The 20458-nt window shown below is 60.1% G+C and carries 24 protein-coding genes, 2 pseudogenes and 1 riboswitch; of the genes and pseudogenes, 14 read left to right on the forward strand and 12 right to left on the reverse strand.

What is annotated here, in order from left to right:
- Window positions 1-114: 114 nt before the first annotated feature.
- From E1573_RS07050 to E1573_RS07070, 5 genes are all read left to right on the forward strand, one after another.
- The gene (locus tag E1573_RS07050) at window positions 115-693 is read left to right on the forward strand and encodes an NAD(P)H-dependent oxidoreductase (protein ID WP_133212001.1); all 579 of its coding nucleotides are present in this window, start codon (window positions 115-117) and stop codon (window positions 691-693) included.
- Window positions 694-705: 12 nt separating this feature from the next.
- Complete coding sequence (locus E1573_RS07055) at window positions 706-1077, forward strand: MerR family transcriptional regulator (RefSeq protein WP_133212003.1); 372 nt, start codon at window positions 706-708, stop codon at window positions 1075-1077.
- 27 nt (window positions 1078-1104) lie between these two features.
- On the forward strand, window positions 1105-2070 hold the full coding sequence (locus tag E1573_RS07060; protein WP_133212005.1) for a 2-hydroxyacid dehydrogenase: 966 nt from the start codon (window positions 1105-1107) through the stop codon (window positions 2068-2070).
- Window positions 2071-2119: 49 nt separating this feature from the next.
- A complete protein-coding gene (locus E1573_RS07065) occupies window positions 2120-3118 on the forward strand; it encodes a class I SAM-dependent methyltransferase (RefSeq protein ID WP_133212007.1) in 999 nt (332 codons plus the stop codon).
- A 39-nt stretch (window positions 3119-3157) separates the two neighbouring features.
- Window positions 3158-3277, forward strand: a riboswitch (yybP-ykoY riboswitch).
- A gap of 88 nt (window positions 3278-3365) precedes the next feature.
- Entirely contained in the window at window positions 3366-3953 is a 588-nt protein-coding gene (locus tag E1573_RS07070; protein ID WP_133212009.1) for a TMEM165/GDT1 family protein, read from the forward strand.
- Window positions 3954-4031: 78 nt separating this feature from the next.
- Here the strand turns inward: E1573_RS07070 and E1573_RS07075 are convergent, their stop codons facing one another.
- Entirely contained in the window at window positions 4032-4847 is an 816-nt protein-coding gene (locus E1573_RS07075) for a M48 family metallopeptidase (protein WP_133212011.1), read from the reverse strand.
- Window positions 4848-5001: 154 nt separating this feature from the next.
- On the opposite strand from E1573_RS07075, the pseudogene E1573_RS27210 reads away from it, so the two are divergent.
- The 3 genes and pseudogenes from E1573_RS27210 to E1573_RS27220 form a co-directional block, all read left to right on the forward strand.
- Window positions 5002-5854: pseudogene (locus tag E1573_RS27210) on the forward strand (cache domain-containing protein); the annotation flags it as partial.
- 239 nt (window positions 5855-6093) lie between these two features.
- Window positions 6094-6288, forward strand: a pseudogene (locus E1573_RS27215) (HAMP domain-containing protein); the annotation flags it as partial.
- Window positions 6289-6399: 111 nt separating this feature from the next.
- On the forward strand, window positions 6400-7143 hold the full coding sequence (locus E1573_RS27220) for a methyl-accepting chemotaxis protein (RefSeq protein ID WP_371925138.1): 744 nt from the start codon (window positions 6400-6402) through the stop codon (window positions 7141-7143).
- A gap of 70 nt (window positions 7144-7213) precedes the next feature.
- Here E1573_RS27220 and E1573_RS07085 read toward each other — a convergent pair whose 3' ends face one another.
- Genes E1573_RS07085 through E1573_RS07095 form a run of 3 tightly spaced genes read right to left on the reverse strand, consistent with a single transcriptional unit; the run spans window position 7214 to window position 8290 of the window.
- On the reverse strand, window positions 7214-7834 hold the full coding sequence (locus tag E1573_RS07085) for an SOS response-associated peptidase (protein ID WP_133212015.1): 621 nt from the start codon (window positions 7832-7834) through the stop codon (window positions 7214-7216).
- A 13-nt stretch (window positions 7835-7847) separates the two neighbouring features.
- Window positions 7848-8108 (reverse strand): putative signal transducing protein, encoded by a 261-nt coding sequence (locus tag E1573_RS07090; protein ID WP_133212017.1) that lies wholly within the window; start codon window positions 8106-8108, stop codon window positions 7848-7850.
- Complete coding sequence (locus E1573_RS07095; RefSeq protein ID WP_133212019.1) at window positions 8108-8290, reverse strand: CPXCG motif-containing cysteine-rich protein; 183 nt, start codon at window positions 8288-8290, stop codon at window positions 8108-8110. Before E1573_RS07095 ends, E1573_RS07090 begins: the two co-directional genes overlap by 1 nt.
- Window positions 8291-8411: 121 nt before the next feature.
- On the opposite strand from E1573_RS07095, the gene E1573_RS07100 reads away from it, so the two are divergent.
- Window positions 8412-9578, forward strand: coding sequence for a 1-acyl-sn-glycerol-3-phosphate acyltransferase (locus E1573_RS07100; protein WP_165957301.1), 1167 nt, complete (start codon window positions 8412-8414; stop codon window positions 9576-9578).
- A gap of 58 nt (window positions 9579-9636) precedes the next feature.
- On the opposite strand, the gene E1573_RS07105 is transcribed toward E1573_RS07100, so the two are convergent.
- Together E1573_RS07105 and E1573_RS07110 are read right to left on the reverse strand one after the other, a co-directional pair.
- On the reverse strand, window positions 9637-9897 hold the full coding sequence (locus E1573_RS07105; protein WP_133212023.1) for a hypothetical protein: 261 nt from the start codon (window positions 9895-9897) through the stop codon (window positions 9637-9639).
- A gap of 138 nt (window positions 9898-10035) precedes the next feature.
- The gene (locus E1573_RS07110; RefSeq protein ID WP_133212025.1) at window positions 10036-10620 is read right to left on the reverse strand and encodes a YajG family lipoprotein; all 585 of its coding nucleotides are present in this window, start codon (window positions 10618-10620) and stop codon (window positions 10036-10038) included.
- Between the two features lie 176 nt (window positions 10621-10796).
- On the opposite strand from E1573_RS07110, the gene E1573_RS07115 reads away from it, so the two are divergent.
- Together E1573_RS07115 and mqo are read left to right on the forward strand one after the other, a co-directional pair.
- Window positions 10797-11030 carry a hypothetical protein gene (locus E1573_RS07115; RefSeq protein ID WP_133212027.1) on the forward strand — a complete coding sequence of 78 codons (234 nt, stop codon included), beginning with the start codon at window positions 10797-10799 and terminating at the stop codon, window positions 11028-11030.
- Between the two features lie 604 nt (window positions 11031-11634).
- A complete protein-coding gene (gene mqo, locus E1573_RS07120; protein WP_133212029.1) occupies window positions 11635-13140 on the forward strand; it encodes a malate dehydrogenase (quinone) in 1506 nt (501 codons plus the stop codon).
- 53 nt (window positions 13141-13193) lie between these two features.
- Here mqo and E1573_RS07125 read toward each other — a convergent pair whose 3' ends face one another.
- The 4 genes from E1573_RS07125 to E1573_RS07140 form a co-directional block, all read right to left on the reverse strand.
- Complete coding sequence (locus tag E1573_RS07125) at window positions 13194-13481, reverse strand: PA4642 family protein (RefSeq protein WP_133212031.1); 288 nt, start codon at window positions 13479-13481, stop codon at window positions 13194-13196.
- Between the two features lie 70 nt (window positions 13482-13551).
- A complete protein-coding gene (locus E1573_RS07130) occupies window positions 13552-14019 on the reverse strand; it encodes a hypothetical protein (RefSeq protein WP_133212033.1) in 468 nt (155 codons plus the stop codon).
- 141 nt (window positions 14020-14160) lie between these two features.
- Window positions 14161-14643 carry a WbuC family cupin fold metalloprotein gene (locus E1573_RS07135; RefSeq protein WP_133212035.1) on the reverse strand — a complete coding sequence of 161 codons (483 nt, stop codon included), beginning with the start codon at window positions 14641-14643 and terminating at the stop codon, window positions 14161-14163.
- Window positions 14644-14647: 4 nt separating this feature from the next.
- Window positions 14648-15205 (reverse strand): hypoxanthine-guanine phosphoribosyltransferase, encoded by a 558-nt coding sequence (locus E1573_RS07140; RefSeq protein ID WP_133212037.1) that lies wholly within the window; start codon window positions 15203-15205, stop codon window positions 14648-14650.
- 163 nt (window positions 15206-15368) lie between these two features.
- Between E1573_RS07140 and upp the strand changes: the two genes are divergently transcribed.
- Together upp and E1573_RS07150 are read left to right on the forward strand one after the other, a co-directional pair.
- The gene (gene upp, locus E1573_RS07145) at window positions 15369-16007 is read left to right on the forward strand and encodes a uracil phosphoribosyltransferase (RefSeq protein ID WP_133212039.1); all 639 of its coding nucleotides are present in this window, start codon (window positions 15369-15371) and stop codon (window positions 16005-16007) included.
- A 2-nt stretch (window positions 16008-16009) separates the two neighbouring features.
- A complete protein-coding gene (locus E1573_RS07150; RefSeq protein WP_133212041.1) occupies window positions 16010-17272 on the forward strand; it encodes a uracil-xanthine permease family protein in 1263 nt (420 codons plus the stop codon).
- Between the two features lie 70 nt (window positions 17273-17342).
- Here the strand turns inward: E1573_RS07150 and hemH are convergent, their stop codons facing one another.
- Window positions 17343-18356, reverse strand: coding sequence for a ferrochelatase (gene hemH, locus E1573_RS07155; RefSeq protein WP_133212043.1), 1014 nt, complete (start codon window positions 18354-18356; stop codon window positions 17343-17345).
- Between the two features lie 13 nt (window positions 18357-18369).
- Window positions 18370-19275 carry a TIGR01777 family oxidoreductase gene (locus E1573_RS07160; RefSeq protein ID WP_133212045.1) on the reverse strand — a complete coding sequence of 302 codons (906 nt, stop codon included), beginning with the start codon at window positions 19273-19275 and terminating at the stop codon, window positions 18370-18372.
- Between the two features lie 186 nt (window positions 19276-19461).
- On the opposite strand from E1573_RS07160, the gene E1573_RS07165 reads away from it, so the two are divergent.
- Window positions 19462-20448 (forward strand): NAD(P)/FAD-dependent oxidoreductase, encoded by a 987-nt coding sequence (locus tag E1573_RS07165; RefSeq protein ID WP_133212047.1) that lies wholly within the window; start codon window positions 19462-19464, stop codon window positions 20446-20448.
- Window positions 20449-20458 lie beyond the last annotated feature (10 nt).

The following is a 20458-nucleotide window of genomic DNA, read 5'->3' on the forward strand; positions in this document are numbered from 1 at the left end:
TCGGAAGGAGAACACAGTACGCCTTAGACATACCAAGTAACAACCTCTGGCGCTTGACTCTCCCCCTAGGGGCACCCTCTAGCCTGAGCGCTGTTTATGCCCGGCAGACCAACAATGAGCAAACGTATTCTAGTGATCCTCGGTCACCCTTCGAACCAGAGCTTTTGTGCGGCCTTAAGCAGCACCTACGTCAGTGGCGCCCGTGCGCGCGGCCATGATGTCCAGGTACTCGAACTTGGCGCCTTGAACTTTGACCCGGTGCTGCGCGAAGGCTATCAGCAGCAACAAACATTGGAGCCCGACCTGCTGCACGCTCAAGGGCTGATCCATTGGGCAGAACACCTGGTGTTTGTGTTCCCGATCTGGTGGGGCGGCATTCCGGCGCTGCTCAAAGGCTTTCTCGACCGGGTGCTGCTGCCCGGATTCGCCTTCAAGTACCGCCGCAACTCACCCTTCCCCGAGCAACTGCTCAAAGGCCGCAGTGCAGACCTTCTAGTGTGCATGGACACTCCGCCCTGGTATTACCGCTGGGTCTACCGCATGCCAGGCTTGGAACAGATGCGACGCACCACCCTGAGCTTTTGTGGAATCAAGCCAAAAAAGACGTTAACGTTTGGACCCGTTATCAGCTCAAACACGGCCCAGCGCGATACCTGGTTGCGCCGGGCACGCATGCTGGCCAGCGCCAGCTAAAAAGGACGTTCGATGTATATCGGCAAAGCGGCGCAGTTGTCGGGCGTGACGATCAAGTGCATACGTCACTACGAGAAGATCGGCCTGTTGCCCGAACCCCGGCGCCTGGGCAGCTACCGCATCTATGATGAACAGAGTGTGGCGCTGGTGAGCCTGATCAAGTGCGCACAAAAGCTTGGTTTCAGCCTCAAGCAGATGCAGGCAATGGTCAGCGAGAACGGCCCCGGCAACCTGCCGCTGTCGCGCATCCTGCAAGCCGTCGCCAGCAGGAAAGCGCAATTGCTGGCACAAATGGCCGACCTGCAGCAGCAACACCAGAACCTGCTGGCGTTCGAGGCCAGCCTGGAGCAGACCCGTTACGATTGCTTTACCTATCCGACCTGAGTCCGACCATCACTCAATGGAGCTTCCATGTCCGCCCTTCGCCGCGCCGTTTTCCTCGATCATCACTCCCTGGACCTGGGCGACCTCAGCCTTGATCGCCTGCGTGGCTGCTTCGATGAGCTGCAACTGTATTCGGCTACCGCGCCTGAGCAGATCACCGAGCGCTTACTAGGTGCAACCGTGGCCATCAGCAACAAGGTCATGATCGACGCCAACACCCTCGCGGCCTGCCCCAATCTGAAACTGATCCTGGTGGCAGCCACCGGCACCAACAACGTTGACCTGCAAGCAGCACGCGCCCAAGGCGTGGTGGTCAGCAACTGTCAGGGCTATGGCACACCGTCGGTCGCTCAGCACACCCTGGCCTTGCTTCTGGCGCTGGCCACACGCCTGCCGGACTATCAGCACGCCGTAGCCAAGGGCCAATGGGCGAAGGCCAAACAGTTCTGTCTGCTGGACTTTCCGATTGTCGAACTGGAAGGCAAGACCCTTGGCATGCTTGGTCATGGCGAGCTGGGTGGTGCCGTCGCGCGCCTGGCTGAAGCCTTTGGCATGCGCGTCCTGCTGGGGCAACTCCCCGGACGCCCACCACGCGAAGACCGCCTGCCACTGGATGAACTGCTGCCCCAGGTAGACGCCTTGACCCTGCACTGCCCGCTCAATGAACACACCCGCAACGTTATCGGCGCCCAGGAACTGGCCCTGCTCAAGCCGGGGGCCTTTGTCATCAATACCGCCCGCGGCGGCCTGATCGACGAACAAGCACTGGCCGACTGCCTGCGTGCCGGCCATCTGGGCGGTGCCGCCACCGACGTACTGAGTGTTGAACCACCGGTGCAAGGCAACCCGTTGCTGGCGGCCGACATCCCGCGCCTGATCGTAACCCCTCACAGCGCCTGGGGCGCGGTGGAATCGCGCCAGCGCATCGTCGAGCAGTTGAGCGAGAACGCCGAGGCGTTTTTTGCCGGCAGCCCGCGCAGACAGGTCAGCTAACGCCCATCCGGCTCTGATAAACTGCGCCACTTTTTCAGGAGCCGCCCCCATGGACCCGCGCAGTGAAGTGTTGCTTCGTCAGGCCGAGCTTTTCCAGGGCTCGGTGTTACTCGCCGGCCTGCCTGCCGACGACCTGCTCGGCAAGCTACCAGCAGCGCACGGCTGGTGCTGGCATGCGGGCGATCAGGCGGCTGTCGAGGCACGCTTTGCCGGTCGCAGCCACTTTGGCGTAGAGGCACCGGCGCAACGTTTCGAAGCGGCGGTTCTGTTCCTGCCCAAGTCCCGCGACCTGGCCAATTACCTGCTCAATGCCCTGGCTTCACGCCTGGCCGGGCGCGAGCTGTTTCTGGTCGGTGAAAAGCGTGGAGGCATCGAAGGTGCAGCGAAACAACTGCATGCCTTCGGCAAGCCGCGCAAACTCGACAGCGCACGCCATTGCCAGCTGTGGCAAGTCACCGTAGAGCACGCGCCAGAGGCTAAACCTCTGGAAAGTCTGGCCGAGCGCTTTGAACTGCCACTGGCCGACGGCCCCCTACAGATCGTCAGCTTGCCTGGCGTATTCAGCCACGGCCGTCTGGATCGCGGCACCGCTCTGCTGCTCGAACACCTTGAGCACCTGCCGGTCGGCCATGTCCTCGACTTCGGTTGTGGCGCGGGCGTGCTGGGCGCCACCATCAAGCGGCGCTACCCACAAAGCCAAGTCACCCTGCTGGATGTCGATGCCTTTGCTGTAGCCAGCAGCCGCTTGACCCTGGCGGCCAATGGTTTGCAAGGCGAGGTGATCTGCGGCGACGGCATCGATGCTGCCCCGCGTGGTCTTGAGGTGATCCTGAGCAATCCGCCGTTCCATACCGGCGTGCACACCAACTACCAGGCTTCGGAAAATCTGCTGAAAAAATCAGCCGATCATCTGAAAAAAGGTGGTGAACTGCGATTGGTTGCCAACAGCTTCCTGCGCTACCAACCGCTGATCGAAGGCGCGTTGGGCAACTGTTCGGTGCGTGCCGAAGCACAAGGTTTCAAGATCTACCAGGCAACACGCGGTTAAAAACAAGGCTTGCCGAAACGGATTTGCCTAGGCAGAATCCGCTCCGTCCTAGGGGAGTAGTCTCCCGCGAGCGCCCAGCTCGCCCGGTACGCGTCAACATACTTGGTCCACAGACCATGGCGCGTGCGACCCACGGTCCGCACAGACGGACCCAGGGTTTGACAAGACCTATGACACGCACACCTTACCCGGGGCGGGAAGGTTGTACGTGTCATAGCCGTGTCGACCCGCCCCCGTAGGAATCCTGATGCTGGAATCATTGCTCGTCCCGACCGCAATCGTGGCCCTCGCCGAAATTGGCGACAAGACCCAATTGCTCGCGCTCATTCTTGCCGCCCGCTTCCGCAAGCCTTGGCCGATCATCGCCGGCATCATCGCCGCGACCCTGGCCAACCATGCAGCAGCCGGCGCTGTCGGCGCCTGGGTCAGCACGTTCTTCTCCGCCGCCACCTTGCACTGGATTCTCGCAGCCAGCTTTGCTGCCACCGCTTTGTGGACACTTATTCCAGACAAAATGGACGATGACGAAGCCAGCACGGCCCGCCGCTTTGGTCCGTTCCTGACCACGCTGATTGCGTTCTTCATTGCCGAAATTGGTGACAAGACCCAGGTCGCCACAGTGATGCTCGCAGCTCAGTACCCGCACCTGATCATGGTGATTATCGGCACCACCCTGGGCATGTTGATTGCCAACGTACCGGTGGTGCTGGCGGGCAACTTCGCCGCCGAGAAGCTGCCGCTGACCCTGATCCGTCGCCTGGCTTCGGCCGCGTTCTTTGTACTGGCGGCTGTGGCGGTGTATTCGGCGATGGAAGTCAGCGGCTGGATAGGCTGATAACGATCGCGGGGCAAGCCCGCTCCCACTGGAGGTGCGCAGACTCTGTGGGAGCGGGCTTGCCCCGCGATCAAAGCGTTACTTTTTAGCGCGCTCGTACAGCGGCATCACCTTCGGAATCGCCGCCCGCAACGAAGCCTGACGGCTGTCGGACGCCGGGTGAGTGCTCATGAACTCAGGTTGTGAACCACCGGAAGCGGCCGCCATCTTGTCCCACAGGGTGATCGCCGCATTCGGGTTGTAGCCTGCACGCGCGGCCAGTTCCAGGCCGATCAAGTCAGCTTCATTCTCGTTGGCGCGGCTGTTGGGCAGGGTCATGCCGTACTGCACCACGGTGTCGGCCAGCGCCATGCTGTCCTGGCCCAGCCCCAGCAAGGCGCCTGCACCTTGACGGGCCATCTCGATACCGTAGGCCTTGGACATCGCCTCACGACCGTGTTCACGCAGGGCGTGGGCAATTTCATGGCCCATCACCGCTGCGATCTCGTCATCGGTCAGTTTGAGCTTGTCGATCAGCCCGGTGTAGAAAAAGATCTTGCCGCCAGGGCCGCAGTTGGCGTTGAGCTCGTCGCTCTTGATCAGGTTGACCTCCCAGTTCCACTGCGCCGCATCCGGGCGGAAGTTCGGCGCCTGGGCAATCAGCCGGTCAGCAATGACTTGTACCCGCTTGGCATCAGCACTGGTCTTGTCGAGCACACCTTTGCTCGACGCTTCGCCCACGGTTTGCTGATACGACTGAGCGTACATCTGGTTGACTTCGTCGCTCGACAACATGCTGAACATATATTGCTTACGCTCGACACCCACGGCACCGCCGCTGGTGGTGTTCACTGCCTGGCAACCGGCTAGCAGAATGCTGGCACTGAGGGCGCTGACAACAAATAACTTACGCATGAAAACACTCCATTCGAACATGCCGGGTATCCTAGGCCGACTCGGTTGAGCCCGCTACACCCTGAACGAAGATTTATCCAGACGGCGCTCATGCTTTGCCGCGCCCGAGCCGATAACGCATGGCAGATGACGTTTATTGTGCTTGGAGCCCTTCATGAAGTTCAGGTCGATCCAGTTTTCCGTTGCAGCCCTGGCCGGGGCCATTGTCCTGAGTATAGTTGCCGCCCTGGTGCTCTACGCTGTGTATTCCGGCCAGCGGACCCAGGAACTGGTGCAAACCCGCACCCAGCAACAGTTCGAGGCCGTGATCGAACAACGCCTGACCGCCCTCGCCCGCACTCAGGTCAGTGAAATCCAGAGAGGCCTGGAAGCGCCATTGCTGATCGCTCGCGGACTGGCCACCAGCAATGCGATGCTGGGCATGCAAGACGCCAACGGCAATCCATTGCTCAAGATCGAGCGCGAACAACTGATCGCCTTGCTCAAACAAACCGCCGTGACCAACCCGTTGATCCTCGGTACCTACCTGGGCTGGGAAGCCAACGCGCTGGACCACGATGACAGCCACTTCGTCGGCTCCTCCATCACCGGTATCGACAGCGCCAACGGGCGCTTCCTGCCCTGGTGGTTCCGTAACGACGACGGCAGCCTCGGCCTGGATAAACTCGCCGACGTCAATGACCAGACCATCCTCGCCACCGGCGTGCGCGCCAGCGAGTACTACCTGTGCTCACGCGAATCGAAAAAAGCCTGTGTGATCGATCCCGCGCCTTACAAGGTGGGCGACAAGGTGGTGATGCTCGCCTCTTTCGTTGAGCCGATCCTGATCGATGGCCAGTTTCAGGGGATCGCCGGTGCCGACCTGTCGGTAAACTTCATTCAGGAACTGCTCAACACTGCCGACCAGCAACTCTACGAAGGCGCGGGCGAGCTGGCGCTGGTCTCCGGCAATGGCCGCCTGGTTGCTTTCACCAAAGACCCGAGTAAGTTTGGCGAGAAAGCCAGCGACGTTCTGGATGGCGGCGTTGCCACCACCCTGAGCCAGCTCAGCGGCGAAAACCTGCGTTATCAAGTTAACAACGACGCCGGGCGCATCGAGCTGTACCTGCCGTTCAAAATCGGTAACACCGATGCCCGCTGGACCTTGTTGCTGGAGTTGCCACTGAGCGCGGTGATGGCCGACGTCAACCAACTGCAAAACGAACTCAGCGCGCAACGCAGCACCGACCTCACCGGCATGACGCTCATGGGCCTGGCCATCGCCGCCCTCGGCCTGCTGGTGATCTGGTTGCTGGCTCACGGTATCGCCCGCCCGCTGCGCCAGATGGTGGCCATGCTCGATGATATCGCTCAGGGTGAAGGCGACCTGACCCGCCGCCTGAGCAGTGACCGTGCCGATGAGCTGGGCTCGATCGCCAAAGGCTTCAACACCTTCCTGGCCAAACTACAGGCAATGATCAGCCAGGTGGTGGCCTCGGTGCAAAAAGTCAGCGACTCCTCGGAGCATACCGCCGACATCGCGATTCGTACCAACCAGGGTGTGCACAAGCAAATGGCCGAGATCGACCTGGTGGCCACCGCTGTGCACGAAATGACCGCCACCGCGCAAGACGTGGCGCGCAATGCCACCCATGCCGCGCAGGCGGCCAACAACGCCGATCAGGCCGCCCATCAAGGCCTGCAGATCGTACGCAACACGTCCGATTCGATCAGCGCCCTGGCCGAAGAGATTGGCCGGGCGGTCGGCGTGGTACAAAACCTGGCCCGCGACAGCGAGAACATCAATGCGATCCTGATTGCCATTCGCGCCATCGCCGAGCAAACCAACCTACTGGCACTCAATGCCGCTATTGAAGCCGCACGTGCTGGCGAACAAGGCCGAGGCTTTGCCGTGGTGGCCGACGAAGTGCGCAACCTGGCGCAAAAGACCCAGCAGGCGACCGAAGAAATTCAGCAGATGATCCAGCAACTGCAACAGGGCACCCGCGATGTGGTGCGGGTCATGGAAGACAGCCAGGGCAAGACTGACGACAGCGTGCAACAGGCCGCTCGCGCCGCCGAGGCACTGGAAAGCATCACTCAGGCGGTATCGGTGATCAACGACATGAACACCCAGATCGCCAGCGCTGCCGAAGAGCAAAGTGCCGTTGCCGAAGACATCAACCGCAATGTAATCAACATTGGTCAGGTGGCCAACGAAGTGGCAGGCGGTGCAGATGAGTCGAGTACTGCCAGTGCGGAATTGACCAAGCTTGCTGAGCAACAGCGGCGTCTGATCAATCAGTTCAGGGTGTGATGAATTAATCGCGGGGCAAGCCCGCTCCCACAGTGACCATCGGTGGGAGCGGGCTTGCCCCGCGATGCATTCACGCCGGAGTCAAACACTCCGGCCCATTGAGTTTCGGATCATTGACGAAATTGGCCAGCACCCGCTCGCGCAACGTCGCCTGACTGCTGGCCAGCAGCTCATACAGTTGAGCCATGGGGGTTTCGGGGTTAAGCCAAGCCTCTTGGCCTGCAGCGTCTAAAATCAGCGGCCTGCGCTGGTTCATCGCCGCCTGAGTTACCACTGCGGTACTCAACCAGACCTGATCCTGCACCGGATAGGCTTCCCAGATGGCAGCAAAGAACAACGACGAACCCTCTCCCGGCGTCAGCCAGTAAGGGCGTTTGCGCACGCTACCGCGCCATTCGTAGAAACCGTTGGCCGGCATCAGGCAACGCCGCAGGCGCAACGCTTCCCGAAACATCGGTTGCTCGGCCAGCGTTTCAGCGCGGGCATGGGCCGGTGTGCGTGACAAGTCAGTCAGCCAGGCCGGGGTCAACCCCCAGCGGGCCCGCGCCAACGTCAGTTGCCCCTGTTCCTGACGCTGGATCAGGACCGACGCACCAGGCGAAATATTCCATTGAGCCTGCTGATCAGCCGGGAATCCCGGTAATGCAGCAAAGGCCGGAGACCAGCGAAACAGCGCGTAACGTCCACACATGGGGGATAAAAACCTAGCAAATCAGGGTGCCCGGAATGTGCTCCGGTTCGTCGCCAGCCAAGGGCTGGGCTGCATTGTACGCGGCGATCAGCTGGCGTGCGTACTCAGCCTGTTCATCGGCAACCGCCAAGCCCAACAGGCCCTGCATCGGCAAGTCGCCGATCGCCCCCATCAGGTCTCGGCCAATTAGATGAACCTGAATACCTTCGCTGTCGAGCATGCCCATCAGCATTTCGGCCTCCAGCAGGCTTTCCGGTTCATAGATACGCTGCATCAGTCATTCTCGCCATAAACGTCCAGCATCCATTCGTCACCATGCACCTGCAGCACAAACCTGATGGGCTTGCAGCAGACCTGACAGTCTTCGATGTATTCCTGATCGCCTGCAGACAGGTCTACTGTCGTCTCGACTTCTTCACCACAGTAAGGGCAATCGTAGATCGCAGTTTCCAGCATCGCGGCCTCCGGAGTGACTTATGCGTATAATTGCCGGTCTATTTACAGGACCTGAGCGTGTTCGAGCCGTTTTTCGAAACCCGGCCCTACCTATTACCCTAGCCGTTTCCAACAAGAGAGCATGATGGGCGAATTCGATGCCATCCGACCGTACGACGACGCTGAGGTCCCTGCCGTTCTGGCACGCCTGCTCAGCGACCCGGCATTCCTCGATATCCTCACCCACTTCCGTTTCCCGCGCATGGCCGGAGCCTTTGGCTGGCTGTTGAAGCCCCTGATCGCCCGGCGCCTACGCAAAGAGTTTGCTGGTGTCAGCTGCGTTTCGACTCTGCAGGACAAAGTCGAGTACTACGTCGACCATACCATTGAGCGCGCCACCGACGGTGTGACCTACACCGGCGTCGAGTTGCTCAAGTCCGGCACCGCCTACCTGTTTCTGGCCAACCACCGTGACATCGTCATGGACCCGGCGTTCGTCAACTACGCGGTCTACCACGCCGGCCTGCCGACGCCGCGGATCGCCATTGGCGACAACCTGCTGCAAAAACCGTTCGTCAGCGACATGATGCGCCTGAACAAGAGCTTCATTGTTCACCGCTCAATCAGCGGTCGACGCGAGAAGCTTGCGGCCTACCAACTGCTCTCGGCCTACATCAACCATTCGATCCGCAACGACGGTCAGTCCATCTGGATTGCCCAGGCTGAAGGCCGCGCCAAAGATGGTGACGATCGCACCGATTCGGCGATCCTGAAAATGTTCCACATGAGCCGCAAAGACGAGCCTTTCGGTGCGGTGATCCAGTCACTGCACCTGAGCCCGGTGTCGATCAGCTATGAGTACGACCCGTGCGATCAGGCCAAGGCCCGCGAGTTGTATATCCGCGCCACCACCGGCAGCTACACCAAAGCGCCCGGTGAAGACGACATCAGCATCGCCCAGGGCATCACTGGCTATAAAGGTCGGGTGCACATCAACTTCGCCCCGCCGGTAACGGCGTTCTTCGAAGACACCAAGCAACTGGCGGCGGAGATCGATCGGCAGATTCTGGCGGGCTACCGGCTGTTCCCGGTGCACTACCTGGCCTATGCGCAATGGGCTGATGCAGACCCTGCGTTGGACGTGCCAGCGGCGGCCAAGGTATTCCCGGCCGACGAGCTGGCCAAGGCCCAGGCTGAATGGCAACGTCGCCTGGATGCCTGCCCGGTCGAACAGCGCCCTTACCTGGTGCAGCAGTATGCGACGCCAGTGCGCAATCAGTATCGGGTCAAGGCGGGGTTGGCGCTTTAAAGCATCGCGGGGCAAGCCCGCTCCCAGCGGTGGGAGCGGGCTTGCCCCGCGACTGGAATCAAACCCAGGTACTGAACCAGGACAACAGCAAGGCCAGCGCCAGGAAGGCAAAACCGAGAATGTAGTAAAACCGGTTGATACGCTGGGTCATCCCATCGACCACCGCTTCATCGCTTGGCGCCCCCGCCAACGCCTGCGCTTCACGCCGCCGGGCACTGTGCAACAGCAGACCACCGGGACAGGTAATCACCAAGGCCAACAGGTTGATCAGCTTGGCCGGATGGGCGGCGATCAGCCCCCAGAGCATTTGCAGCGACATTACAGAACCTCTAAGTCATGACTGCGGGCATTCTACCCAAGCAGCGCTGCAAGTCCTGCCCTTTTCGACCAAATGTAGGAGCGGGCTTGCCCCGCGATGCGATGTGTCAGACAGACCGCAATCGTGGGGCAGCAGGGATTACTCGCCGAGGATCTGGCCGATCGCCTGGTCTTTGAACAGACGGGTCAGGGCGTCGCTCAGCACATCACTCACCAGCTTGGTGTTGGTTTCCTGGTTCGGCGCCATGCCGAAGCGCTGGTCCAGCGAGGCACCATAACGACCGCTGTAACGGCGGTTGGCGTTGGACACGTCTGCTTTGAAAGTCGCACCAATGGTGGCTTCAGTCACGTACATGCCTTCTTTGGGCGACTGGTACTTCAGCTCGGCCAGGGTCACCGTCAGCTGAGGCGCGTTATAGGCGTTTGGCGTCGGGGTGAAGCCCAGCAGGCGTACTGCGGCTTCAGCCTGAGCTTGCACCTTGGGCATGATGTCGTTGCCAGTAACGGTGATAGCGCTGGTTTCAGGGTACAGGCCACCGCGGGTGCCCAGGGTTTGCGAAGCACGACCATCAACCACCCGGACCACTACCGGCTGGCCATGCCCCACCGGAGCCAGCTGGGCGGTGAGTTTTGGTTGCGGGCTGAGTTGTTGCGGGCTGTGGGCACAACCGACCAGCGTCAGGCTGGTCACCGCGATCAAACCGAACAACAAACGTTGCAACATGCTCATCTCTCCAGAATAGGCAGCAAAGGCCGCCAGTATAACCAGCAGTACGCAGCCCAGCCATCGCCGTGCCATTAGCGAATAAGACAGGCGCGAGCGCTGTCGGTTCGCTGTCACAATGGTTTCATCACCTTGAGGCTATGCTGGCGCCCAGAACACCCAATGAGGAACACGCCATGTCCTGGTTCTGGACTTCACTGTTCACCCGCCGCCCCACACGTCACTTCGCACGGCTCGACACCCAGGGCCATTGCCTGGCTTTCAAGCAATGCGCCAACAAACCCGAAGCTGGCAACTGGGTGGAAATCAACGAAATACGCCTGGCCTGGCTCAATCGCCCGCTGCCCGCCAACGCCCGTGTTTGCCCACTCCCCCGCAATAACTGGGTGCAGCGCAGCCTGACCGCCTGAACCGTGCATCAATAAAAGTCGTTAATAAAGATCATTTCTGCCCGAGACATCGTTATAATCTCCCCCCGATTATAAGGACGTCTCCTGATCGGGCCTCGCAGCACCGCCAATGTTCACCATCGGCATCCCCCGCACCGCCCACAGAGAGCCTTCCACACAGGTCTTGCACCAGCAAGCGTGCCAGTAATTCTCGGCCCTCTGCTCTGCCTGAACCTGCCGGTCTGCCATCGCGCAGTCCATTTTGAGGTTCACGACTCCAAAAGAGCGTGAAAAAACGGGTTTTCACAACTTCACGAGAGTGTGGCGAGCAATGAACAGTCTGGCATGTGCAAAAGCACCAAAAGTGTCCCGAACAGCCCTGAACAGCTGGCAACTGTGCTCATCCAGGATGAGTGCCTGAGGCCGGTCCATAACGCACGACGGACACCTTGACCATAAGTCGAATTGCCGCATCGGCCTTAAAATGCGTTCATAGGCAACGCAAAGCCCGGTTGGCGGTGTCCGCTGAAGTTGCAAAAACTGCGAAATATCGGACATGGCGATCCTGGCCAAGCCAGGGATCCTATGCTGTCAATTTGGTGCTGTAGATTTTGGAGACGCGTTAATGGCGCAGAACGAAGCAGTCGATGTAGTACTGGTAGGGGCAGGCATCATGAGTGCCACCCTGGCCGTACTGCTCAAGGAACTCGACCCGGCAATCAAGCTGGAAGTCGTCGAGTTGATGGATTCGGGTGCCGCGGAAAGTTCCAACCCGTGGAACAACGCCGGGACCGGCCATGCCGGGCTGTGTGAACTGAACTACACGCCGCAGGCCGCCGACGGCAGCATCGACATCAAAAAAGCGGTCCACATCAACACTCAGTTCGAGGTATCCCGGCAGTTCTGGGCTTACCTGAGCAAAAAAGGTGCGCTCAGCTCGCCACGGGCGTTCATCAACCCTGTGCCGCACCTGAGCTATGTTGAAGGCGAAAAAGGCGTCGACTTCCTGAAGAAGCGTTTCGAGCTGCTCAAGCAGCACCACGCCTTCGCCGAGATGGAATACACCGAAGACAAGTCGGTGATGAACGAGTGGATGCCGCTGATGATGCCCGGTCGCCCTGCCGACCAGAAAATCGCCGCCACCCGCGTTTTGAAAGGTACCGACGTTAACTTTGGTGCCCTGACCAACAAACTGCTCAAGCATTTGGCCAGCGCGCCGGATGCCCAGGTCAAGTACTGCAAGCGCGTAACTGGCCTGCGCCGTAACGGCAGCGGCTGGACCGTCAGCATCAAGGACGTCAACAGCGGCAGCAGCCGTGAAGTCAACGCCCGCTTCGTATTCCTCGGCGCTGGTGGCGCGGCACTGCCGCTGCTGCAGCAATCGGGTATCGAAGAGAGCAAAGGCTTTGGTGGCTTCCCGGTCAGCGGGCAGTGGCTGCGTTGCGACAACCCTGAAGTGGTGAAAAAGCACCAGGCCAAGGTCTACAGCCAGGCCGCGGTAGGTTCGCCACCGATGTCGGTGCCGCACCTGGACACCCGCGTTGTCGATGGCAAAACCTCGCTGCTGTTCGGCCCATACGCTGGTTTCACCACCAAGTTCCTCAAGCATGGCTCGTTCCTCGACCTGCCGCTGTCGGTGCGCATGGGCAACCTCGGCCCGATGCTCGCCGTGGCCCGCGACAACATGGACCTGACCAAGTACCTGGTCAGCGAAGTGATGCAGTCGATGGAGCAGCGCCTCGAGTCCCTGCGTCGCTTCTACCCTGAGGCGAAAGCCGAAGACTGGCGCCTGGAAGTAGCGGGCCAGCGCGTACAGATCATCAAGAAAGACCCGAAAAAAGGTGGCGTGCTGCAGTTCGGTACCGAACTGGTAGCTGCCAAAGACGGTACCCTGGCCGCCCTGCTGGGCGCCTCCCCTGGTGCTTCGGTCACGGTGTCGATCATGCTTGAGCTGATCGAGCGCTGCTTCCCAGAGCAAACCAAGGGTGCCTGGGCTGCCAAGCTCAAGGAAATTTTCCCGGCCCGGGAAAAGGTCCTGGCGGCCGATGCTGCGCTGTATCACAAGATCAGCGTGCACAATGACGAGGTCCTGGGCCTGGTCGAAAGCAGCCCGGCGCAGCACTACGCGTAACGCACCGGCAAAAAAAAACGCCCTTCGGGGCGTTTTTTTATGTGTGCTGTGAATCAGCCACGCGCTTTGTCGATGATCTCGATGTACTCAGCCGCATTGCGCTGGTCACGAATCTGGTCGACAAAGGTTTTGCCGTGTTCATCTTTACCGTCGACGTCCAGCCCGGCCTCAACGAAGAAACCGACAAAACGCTCGAAGTCATCGATGCGCAGGCCACGATAAGCTTTGATCAGCTTATGCAGCGAAGGTGAAGTGGCATCCGCCGGTTCGAACTGCAGGAAAGATTTGACGTACTCGTCACTGATCTCATCCCCAATCACTTGCTTCTTGTCTTTACGCATTGCCGACTCCAACTGAACCATCACGGACATTTTCACGGGCGGGCAGTTTACCCCCGCCCAGCACCGACGCTCAACGCGCGCGTACGGTCCCGGTGTGCAGATCGGCCCAGATATGGCCATTGCCGTAGCTGAGGAATTGCACATAAACGGTGTTGTTGCGCAGCAGGTCGAGAATCACCGGGTACTGACTGCTCGGGTAGTTCAGGCTCAACACCTTGCGCTTGTCGTCGTAGACCGGTTTTTTCAGGCTCTTGCTCTCGGCATCGAAACTGATCACCACTTGGCTGATGGTTGCCCCTTTGCTCAAGGGCTTGCCTTTCAGGCGCAGCAGCAAGGGTGAGGTCACCGGAATCGGCTGTTGATTGGATTGACGCTGGTTACCCACCACCACGGAATAATCGGTGACCTGCAACAACTGCTGGCCCTCAGGGGCTTCCTGGCGCAATGACAGGTCATCGGGGGGCAGGAATTGACTGTGCAACGGCGCAGCAGCCAAGGGCATGCTCAATAGCAAAAGAAGGGGAACAATGGCGCGCATGACAGGCTCCTTGAGGCGACCTGGCACTTTAGCACGGCGCACTCTGTGGGAGCGGGCTTGCCCCGCGATTACGGTCTGTCAGTGAGATTGCGATCGCGGGGCAAGTCGGATCGCCGCACCGCCGCTCCCACAGGTAAGGGGTTATTCGCAGTCGTCGAACTGCGCGCGCATCCAGGCTTGATAGTCGGCTACCCCTGCCTCACCTTCGCGCGGCGCCCAGTTGGCCAACTCCCCCTCGCCCACCGGGCGATACGGGCCGGATTTACACTCGAACATCATGCTGTCCGCTTCCAGTACCACCAGGCCATGAAAAATCCCCGGTGCCAGGTCCACGCCCAGGCAATCGCCCCCGGCTTCCAGCACGCGCTTGTCGACTACCGCGCCAGCCTCATCAAAGATCAGCAGCCCCAGCTTTCCACGCAGTACGATCAGGCACTCGGCTTTGTCAGCCGACAAATGCCGGTGCGGCGGGATGTAGGTAGACGGCTGGAGCCCCACCGCCATGCGGTGACAAGGCTCTTCCATGTCATGGAAGTTATGGTGCTGGCGGCCGCGCGGGTTGGCTGCTGCCTTGCTGGCCAGCTCGGTAAACAACGATTGGTCGAGAAATCCGGGCTGGCGCATAAACTTAAAGCCCTTTGACGGCAAAGATGCCATTGGCATTGCGCCAGTAGCCCTTGTAATCCATGCCATAACCAAACACATAGCGGTCAACACAGCTCAGGCCACAGAAGTCGGCCTTCAGCTCTGCACTGGCCTTGCGGTCGTGGTCTTTGTCGATCAACACGGCGGTGTGCACAGCGCGAGCACCTGCGTGCTTGCAGAAGTCGATGATGGCGCTGAGGGTGTGGCCTTCGTCGAGAATGTCGTCAATGATCAACACATCGCGGTCGATGAACGAAACTTCCGGCTTGGCTTTCCAGAACAGATCGCCGCCGCTGGTCTGATTGCGGTAACGGGTCGCATGCAGGTAAGAGGACTCCAGCGGGAATTGCAGGTGGGTGAGCAGCTTGCCGGCGAAAATCAGACCACCGTTCATCACACAGAACACCACCGGGTTGCGCTCGGCGAGAACTTCGCTGATTTGTGCACCAACACGGGCAATGGCGGCCTCTACTTCGGCTTCGTTGTACAGGCAGTCAGCCTCTCGCATGACTTGACGGATATGCTCGAGATCAGCGGACATGGCGCTCTCCAGGGGGCTGCAAATTAGAAAAGCGGGCAAAGGTACGCATCCGAAGGCGTCAGATCAAGCATTTATGGACTAACGTCCAGAATGCCTATAGGACACACACGGCTGAATAGATTAATCTACCGCGGTTTTTTTGCCCGCCCCCGGAGCTTTCCCTATGCCTACCCGTGAGATCCGCCATCCGCTGATCCGTCACAAGCTCGGCCTGATGCGCCGCGCCGATATCAGCACCAAGAATTTCCGCGAACTCGCCCAAGAAGTCGGCACGCTCCTGACCTACGAGGCCACTAAAGACCTGCCGCTCGAAACTTACGAGATCGACGGCTGGTGCGGCAAGGTCCAGGTCGAGAAAATCGCCGGTAAGAAGATTACTGTAGTCCCGATTCTGCGTGCCGGTATCGGCATGCTCGACGGCGTGCTCAGCCTGATCCCGGGCGCCAAGGTCAGCGCCGTCGGTGTTGCCCGCAACGAGGAAACCCTCGAAGCCCATACCTACCTGGAAAAACTCGCCCCGGAAATCGACGAGCGCCTGGCGCTGATCATCGACCCGATGCTGGCCACCGGCGGCTCGATGGTAGCCACCATTGATCTGCTCAAGAAAGCCGGCTGTAAAGATATTCGCGCGATGGTCCTGGTTGCCGCACCAGAAGGCATTGCCGTGGTCGAGAAAGCGCACCCGGATGTGCAGATCTACACCGCCTCGATTGACCAGTGCCTGAACGAGCACGGTTACATCATTCCAGGCCTGGGCGATGCCGGCGATAAAATTTTCGGCACCAAACAGAAGGACGCCTGAACATGCAGGATGAGTTCAACGACCCGCTTTGGCGTCAGGTCGTCTCCGGCGCGCAGATGCTCTTTGTAGCCTTTGGCGCGCTGGTGCTGATGCCGTTGATCACCGGCCTCGACCCGAATGTCGCGCTGTTCACCGCGGGCTTGGGAACTCTGCTGTTCCAGGTCGTGACCGGTCGCCAGGTACCGGTGTTCCTCGCTTCGAGCTTCGCCTTCATTACCCCGATCATTCTCGCCAAAGGCCAGTTCGGCCTGGCCGAGACCATGGGCGGGGTGATGGCCGCCGGCTTCGTCTACACCTTCCTCGGCCTTGCCGTGAAGATCAAGGGCACCGGTTTTATCGACCGTTTGCTGCCCCCGGTGGTGATCGGCCCGGTGATCATTTCCATCGGTCTGGCGATGGCCCCCATTGCCGCCAACATGGCGATGGGCAAGGCCGGTGACGGCACCGAGCTACTGCCTTACAGCACCGCGATGATGATCTCCATGCCCGCGCTGATCACTACCCTGGTCGTCGCGGTGTTCGGTAAAGGCATCTTCCGCCTGGTACCGATCATTGCCGGTGTGCTGGTCGGGTTTGGCCTGTCGTTCTACTTTGGCGTGGTCGATACCGCCAAAATTGCCGCCGCGCCCTGGTTGGCCCTGCCGCACTTCACGGCACCGGCATTTAACTGGCAAGCGATCCTGTTCATCGTGCCTGTCGCCCTGGCGCCCGCTATCGAACATATCGGTGGCGTCATCGCGGTCGGTAGCGTGACCGGTCGGGACTACCTGAAAAAACCAGGCCTGCATCGCACCCTGCTCGGAGATGGTATCGCCACGACCACAGCTGGCCTGTTTGGTGGCCCACCCAACACCACGTACGCCGAAGTGACGGGCGCGGTGATGCTGACCAAGAACTACAACCCGAAGATCATGACCTGGGCGGCGATTTTTGCCATTACCCTGGCTTTCATCGGCAAGTTCGGGGCATTGCTACAGAGCATTCCTGTACCGGTCATGGGCGGCATTCTGTGCTTGCTGTTTGGCTCGATTGCAGCGGTGGGCATGAACACCATGATCCGCCACAAGATCGACCTGGGCGAAGCGCGCAACCTGGTGATTGTCTCGGTAACGCTGGTATTCGGTATCGGCGGTGTGCTGGTTGGTACCGGCACGGGTCCAGACGATTGGGGCCTGAAGGGTATCGCGCTGTGCGCCATCGTTGCGATTGCCTTGAACTTGCTGCTACCGGGTAACGACAGCTGGAAGCATAAGGCTCAGGACTGAATGCATCGCGGGGCAAGTCCGCTCCCACAGTGACTATCTGTGGGAGCGGACTTGCCCCGCGATCAATGCTTCAAACCTGCTCGCACATGCCCTTCAACGCCTGCACCCACTGCGGGTGATCATTCAGGCACGGCACCAGCACCAGCTCCTCTCCGCCTGCCGCCACAAACTGCTCACGCCCACGATCACCGATCTCTTCCAGCGTCTCGATGCAGTCGGCGACAAACGCCGGGCACATCACCAGCAGCTTCTTCACACCGGATTGGCCAAGCTCGTCCAGGCGGGTTTCGGTATAAGGCTCAATCCATTTTGCCCGCCCCAGCCGCGACTGGAACGACACCGACCACTTGCCATCGGGTATGCCCATTTTTTTCGCGAAGGCTTGAGCCGTGCGCAAGCATTGGCCGCGATAACACACCGCAAGCATTTCGGGCGAAGCATCCCGACAGCAGTCATTGGCCTGAAAATCATGGTTGCCGGTAGGGTCGAGCTTCTTCAGATGCCGCTCGGGCAAACCGTGGAAACTCAGCAAAAGATGGTCGTAGTCCTGCTCAAGGTAAGGCCGGGCGCTTTCCACCAGAGCATCGATGTACTCCGGCCGGTCATAGAATGGCTGCAATACCGCCAGCTCCAGGGGCAGCTTCTGCTCAGCCAGCACCTGTCGGGCTTGCTCGACTACCGTGGTCACCGTGCTGTCGGCGAACTGTGGATAAAGCGGCGCCAACGTGACTTTACGTACACCCTGTGCGGCCAGGCGCTGTAGCACCGTCGGCAATGACGGCTCACCGTAGCGCATGGCGATTTCCACTGGCCCGTGTTGCCAATGCTCACGCATGGCTGCCTGCAAGCGCCGGGTCAGCACCACCAGCGGCGAGCCTTCATCCCACCAGATCGAGGCATAGGCATGGGCCGACTGCTCAGGACGCTTGATCAGAATCAACGACACCAACAAGCGGCGCACCGGCCATGGCAAGTCGATCACGTAAGGATCCATCAGAAACTGATTCAGGTAACGGCGTACATCGGCCACCGAGGTGGAGGCCGGCGAACCCAGGTTGACCAGCAGCAGAGCGTGATCGGTCATGCAACGTCCTATTTCAGAGGCGCCTGGATAAGTCATCCAGCGCCGATTGCAGATCATTGAAGCGGAAGGTGAAACCCGCAGCAAGCAAGCGCACCGGGCGTGCCCGCTGGCCCCCCAACAACAGGGTCGACAACTCGCCCAGGCCGGTCTTGAGCACCAATGCCGGCAGCGGCATGAATGCAGGACGATGCAGGGCGCGCCCCAGGTGCCTGGCAAACTCACGGTTGCGCACCGGCTCCGGGGCGCAGGCATTATAAGGACCGCTGGCGTCCTTGTGCTGCAAGAGAAAATCAATCAGGGCGATCTCGTCCTCTATATGGACCCACGGCATCCATTGCCGACCATCGCCAATCGGCCCGCCCAGGCCCAGTTTGAAAGGCAAACGCAGGCGCGACAAAAAGCCGCCCTCACTGGAAAGCACCAACCCCGTGCGCACCAGTACCACACGAATCCCCAAGGCTTGTGCTTGTTGAGCGGTTTCTTCCCAGGCAATGCACAGCTGGCTGGCGAAGTCTTCTTTGACTGGCTGCGAGGCCTCGGTCAGCTCGCGCTCACCACCGTCACCGTACCAGCCAACTGCTGACCCGGAGATCAGCACTTCAGGCCGCTGCTGACGGCTTTCAAGCCATGCCAGCAGTTGCTCGGTGAGCGTAATCCGACTGCTCCACAGCACCGCCCGACGCCGACTGCTCCAGGGACGATCTGCAATAGGTGCACCCGCGAGGTTGATCACCGCATCGACCGGCTCGTCCTCACTCAGCGACTCAAGACGAGCGACCCCACGAACGCCAGCGCCACACAGTTTACCCACCTGCTCAGGCCGTCGACTCCAGACGGTCAGACGATGGCCTTGCGCCAACCAATGCTGACAAAGGTGTTGGCCTATCAAACCCGTACCGCCGGTCAGCAATATATGCATGGCTGTGTCCTCACATGGCTCACCCTGGTCTATTTTTAAGATCAAGGCACTTTTTTGACCGAACGCTCTCGGATAAACATAGGTCAACCTACAGCAGCTAACGGAAGCATCTTATACGCAACTAACAAGTTGTATAGGTTTGACTGACAGCGTAGTCTGTAATCAGCCAGGTTCGAAGAGGCCATCATGACTGTACCTATCGCAATCATCGGTGCCGGCATCGCCGGCCTGTCAGCGGCTCAGGCGTTGCAAAAAGCCGGGCAGGCCGTGCATTTGTTCGACAAAGGGCACGGCAGCGGTGGTCGCATGGCCAGTAAACGCAGTGATGCCGGCGCCCTGGATCTGGGTGCCCAATACTTCACCGCCCGAGACCGACGCTTCGTCGACCAGGTTCAGCAATGGGTCACCGCTGGCTGGGTGGCAGAGTGGAAACCACAGCTGTACAACTACCAGAACGGCGTACTGAGCCCATCACCTGACGAGCAAACCCGTTGGGTCGGCGTACCACGCATGAGTGCCATCACCCGCGGCCTGCTCAAAGATCTGACCGTCAATTTCACCTGCAGGATCGCCGAAGTGTTTCGCGGCAAACACTACTGGCACCTGCAAGACACCGAAGGCTGCAGCCACGGCCCCTACAGCCGGGTGATTGTCGCGGTACCGGCGCCCCAGGCCACGCAATTGCTGGCCGCCACCCCCAAACTTGCAGCCACCGCAGCGAGTGTACAGATGGACCCTACCTGGGCCATTGCCCTGGCCTTTGACACGCCACTGGACACACCCATGCAAGGCTGTTTTGTGCAGGACAGTTCGCTCGACTGGCTGGCGTGCAACCGTAGCAAGCCAGGGCGCGATGAGCACATGGACACTTGGGTACTGCATGCCACGTCCAGCTGGAGCAAGCAGCACATCGACCTGCCCAAAGAGGCAGTGATCGAGCAGCTCTGGGGCGACTTCGCCGAGCTGGTCGGCTGCGTCGTGCCCGCACCGAATTTTTCCCTCGCCCATCGTTGGCTGTATGCCCGCCCCGCCAGCAACCATGAGTGGGGCGCACTGGCAGACGCCGATCTGGGTCTCTATGCCTGTGGCGACTGGTGCCTGTCCGGACGCGTCGAAGGCGCCTGGCTCAGTGGCCAGGAAGCAGCGCGGCGATTGCTTGAACATCTGGAATGATTACCCCACA

This window comes from Pseudomonas sp. H9 (genome assembly GCF_004353925.1).
In the GTDB taxonomy this organism is placed as follows: Bacteria; Pseudomonadota; Gammaproteobacteria; order Pseudomonadales; family Pseudomonadaceae; genus Aquipseudomonas.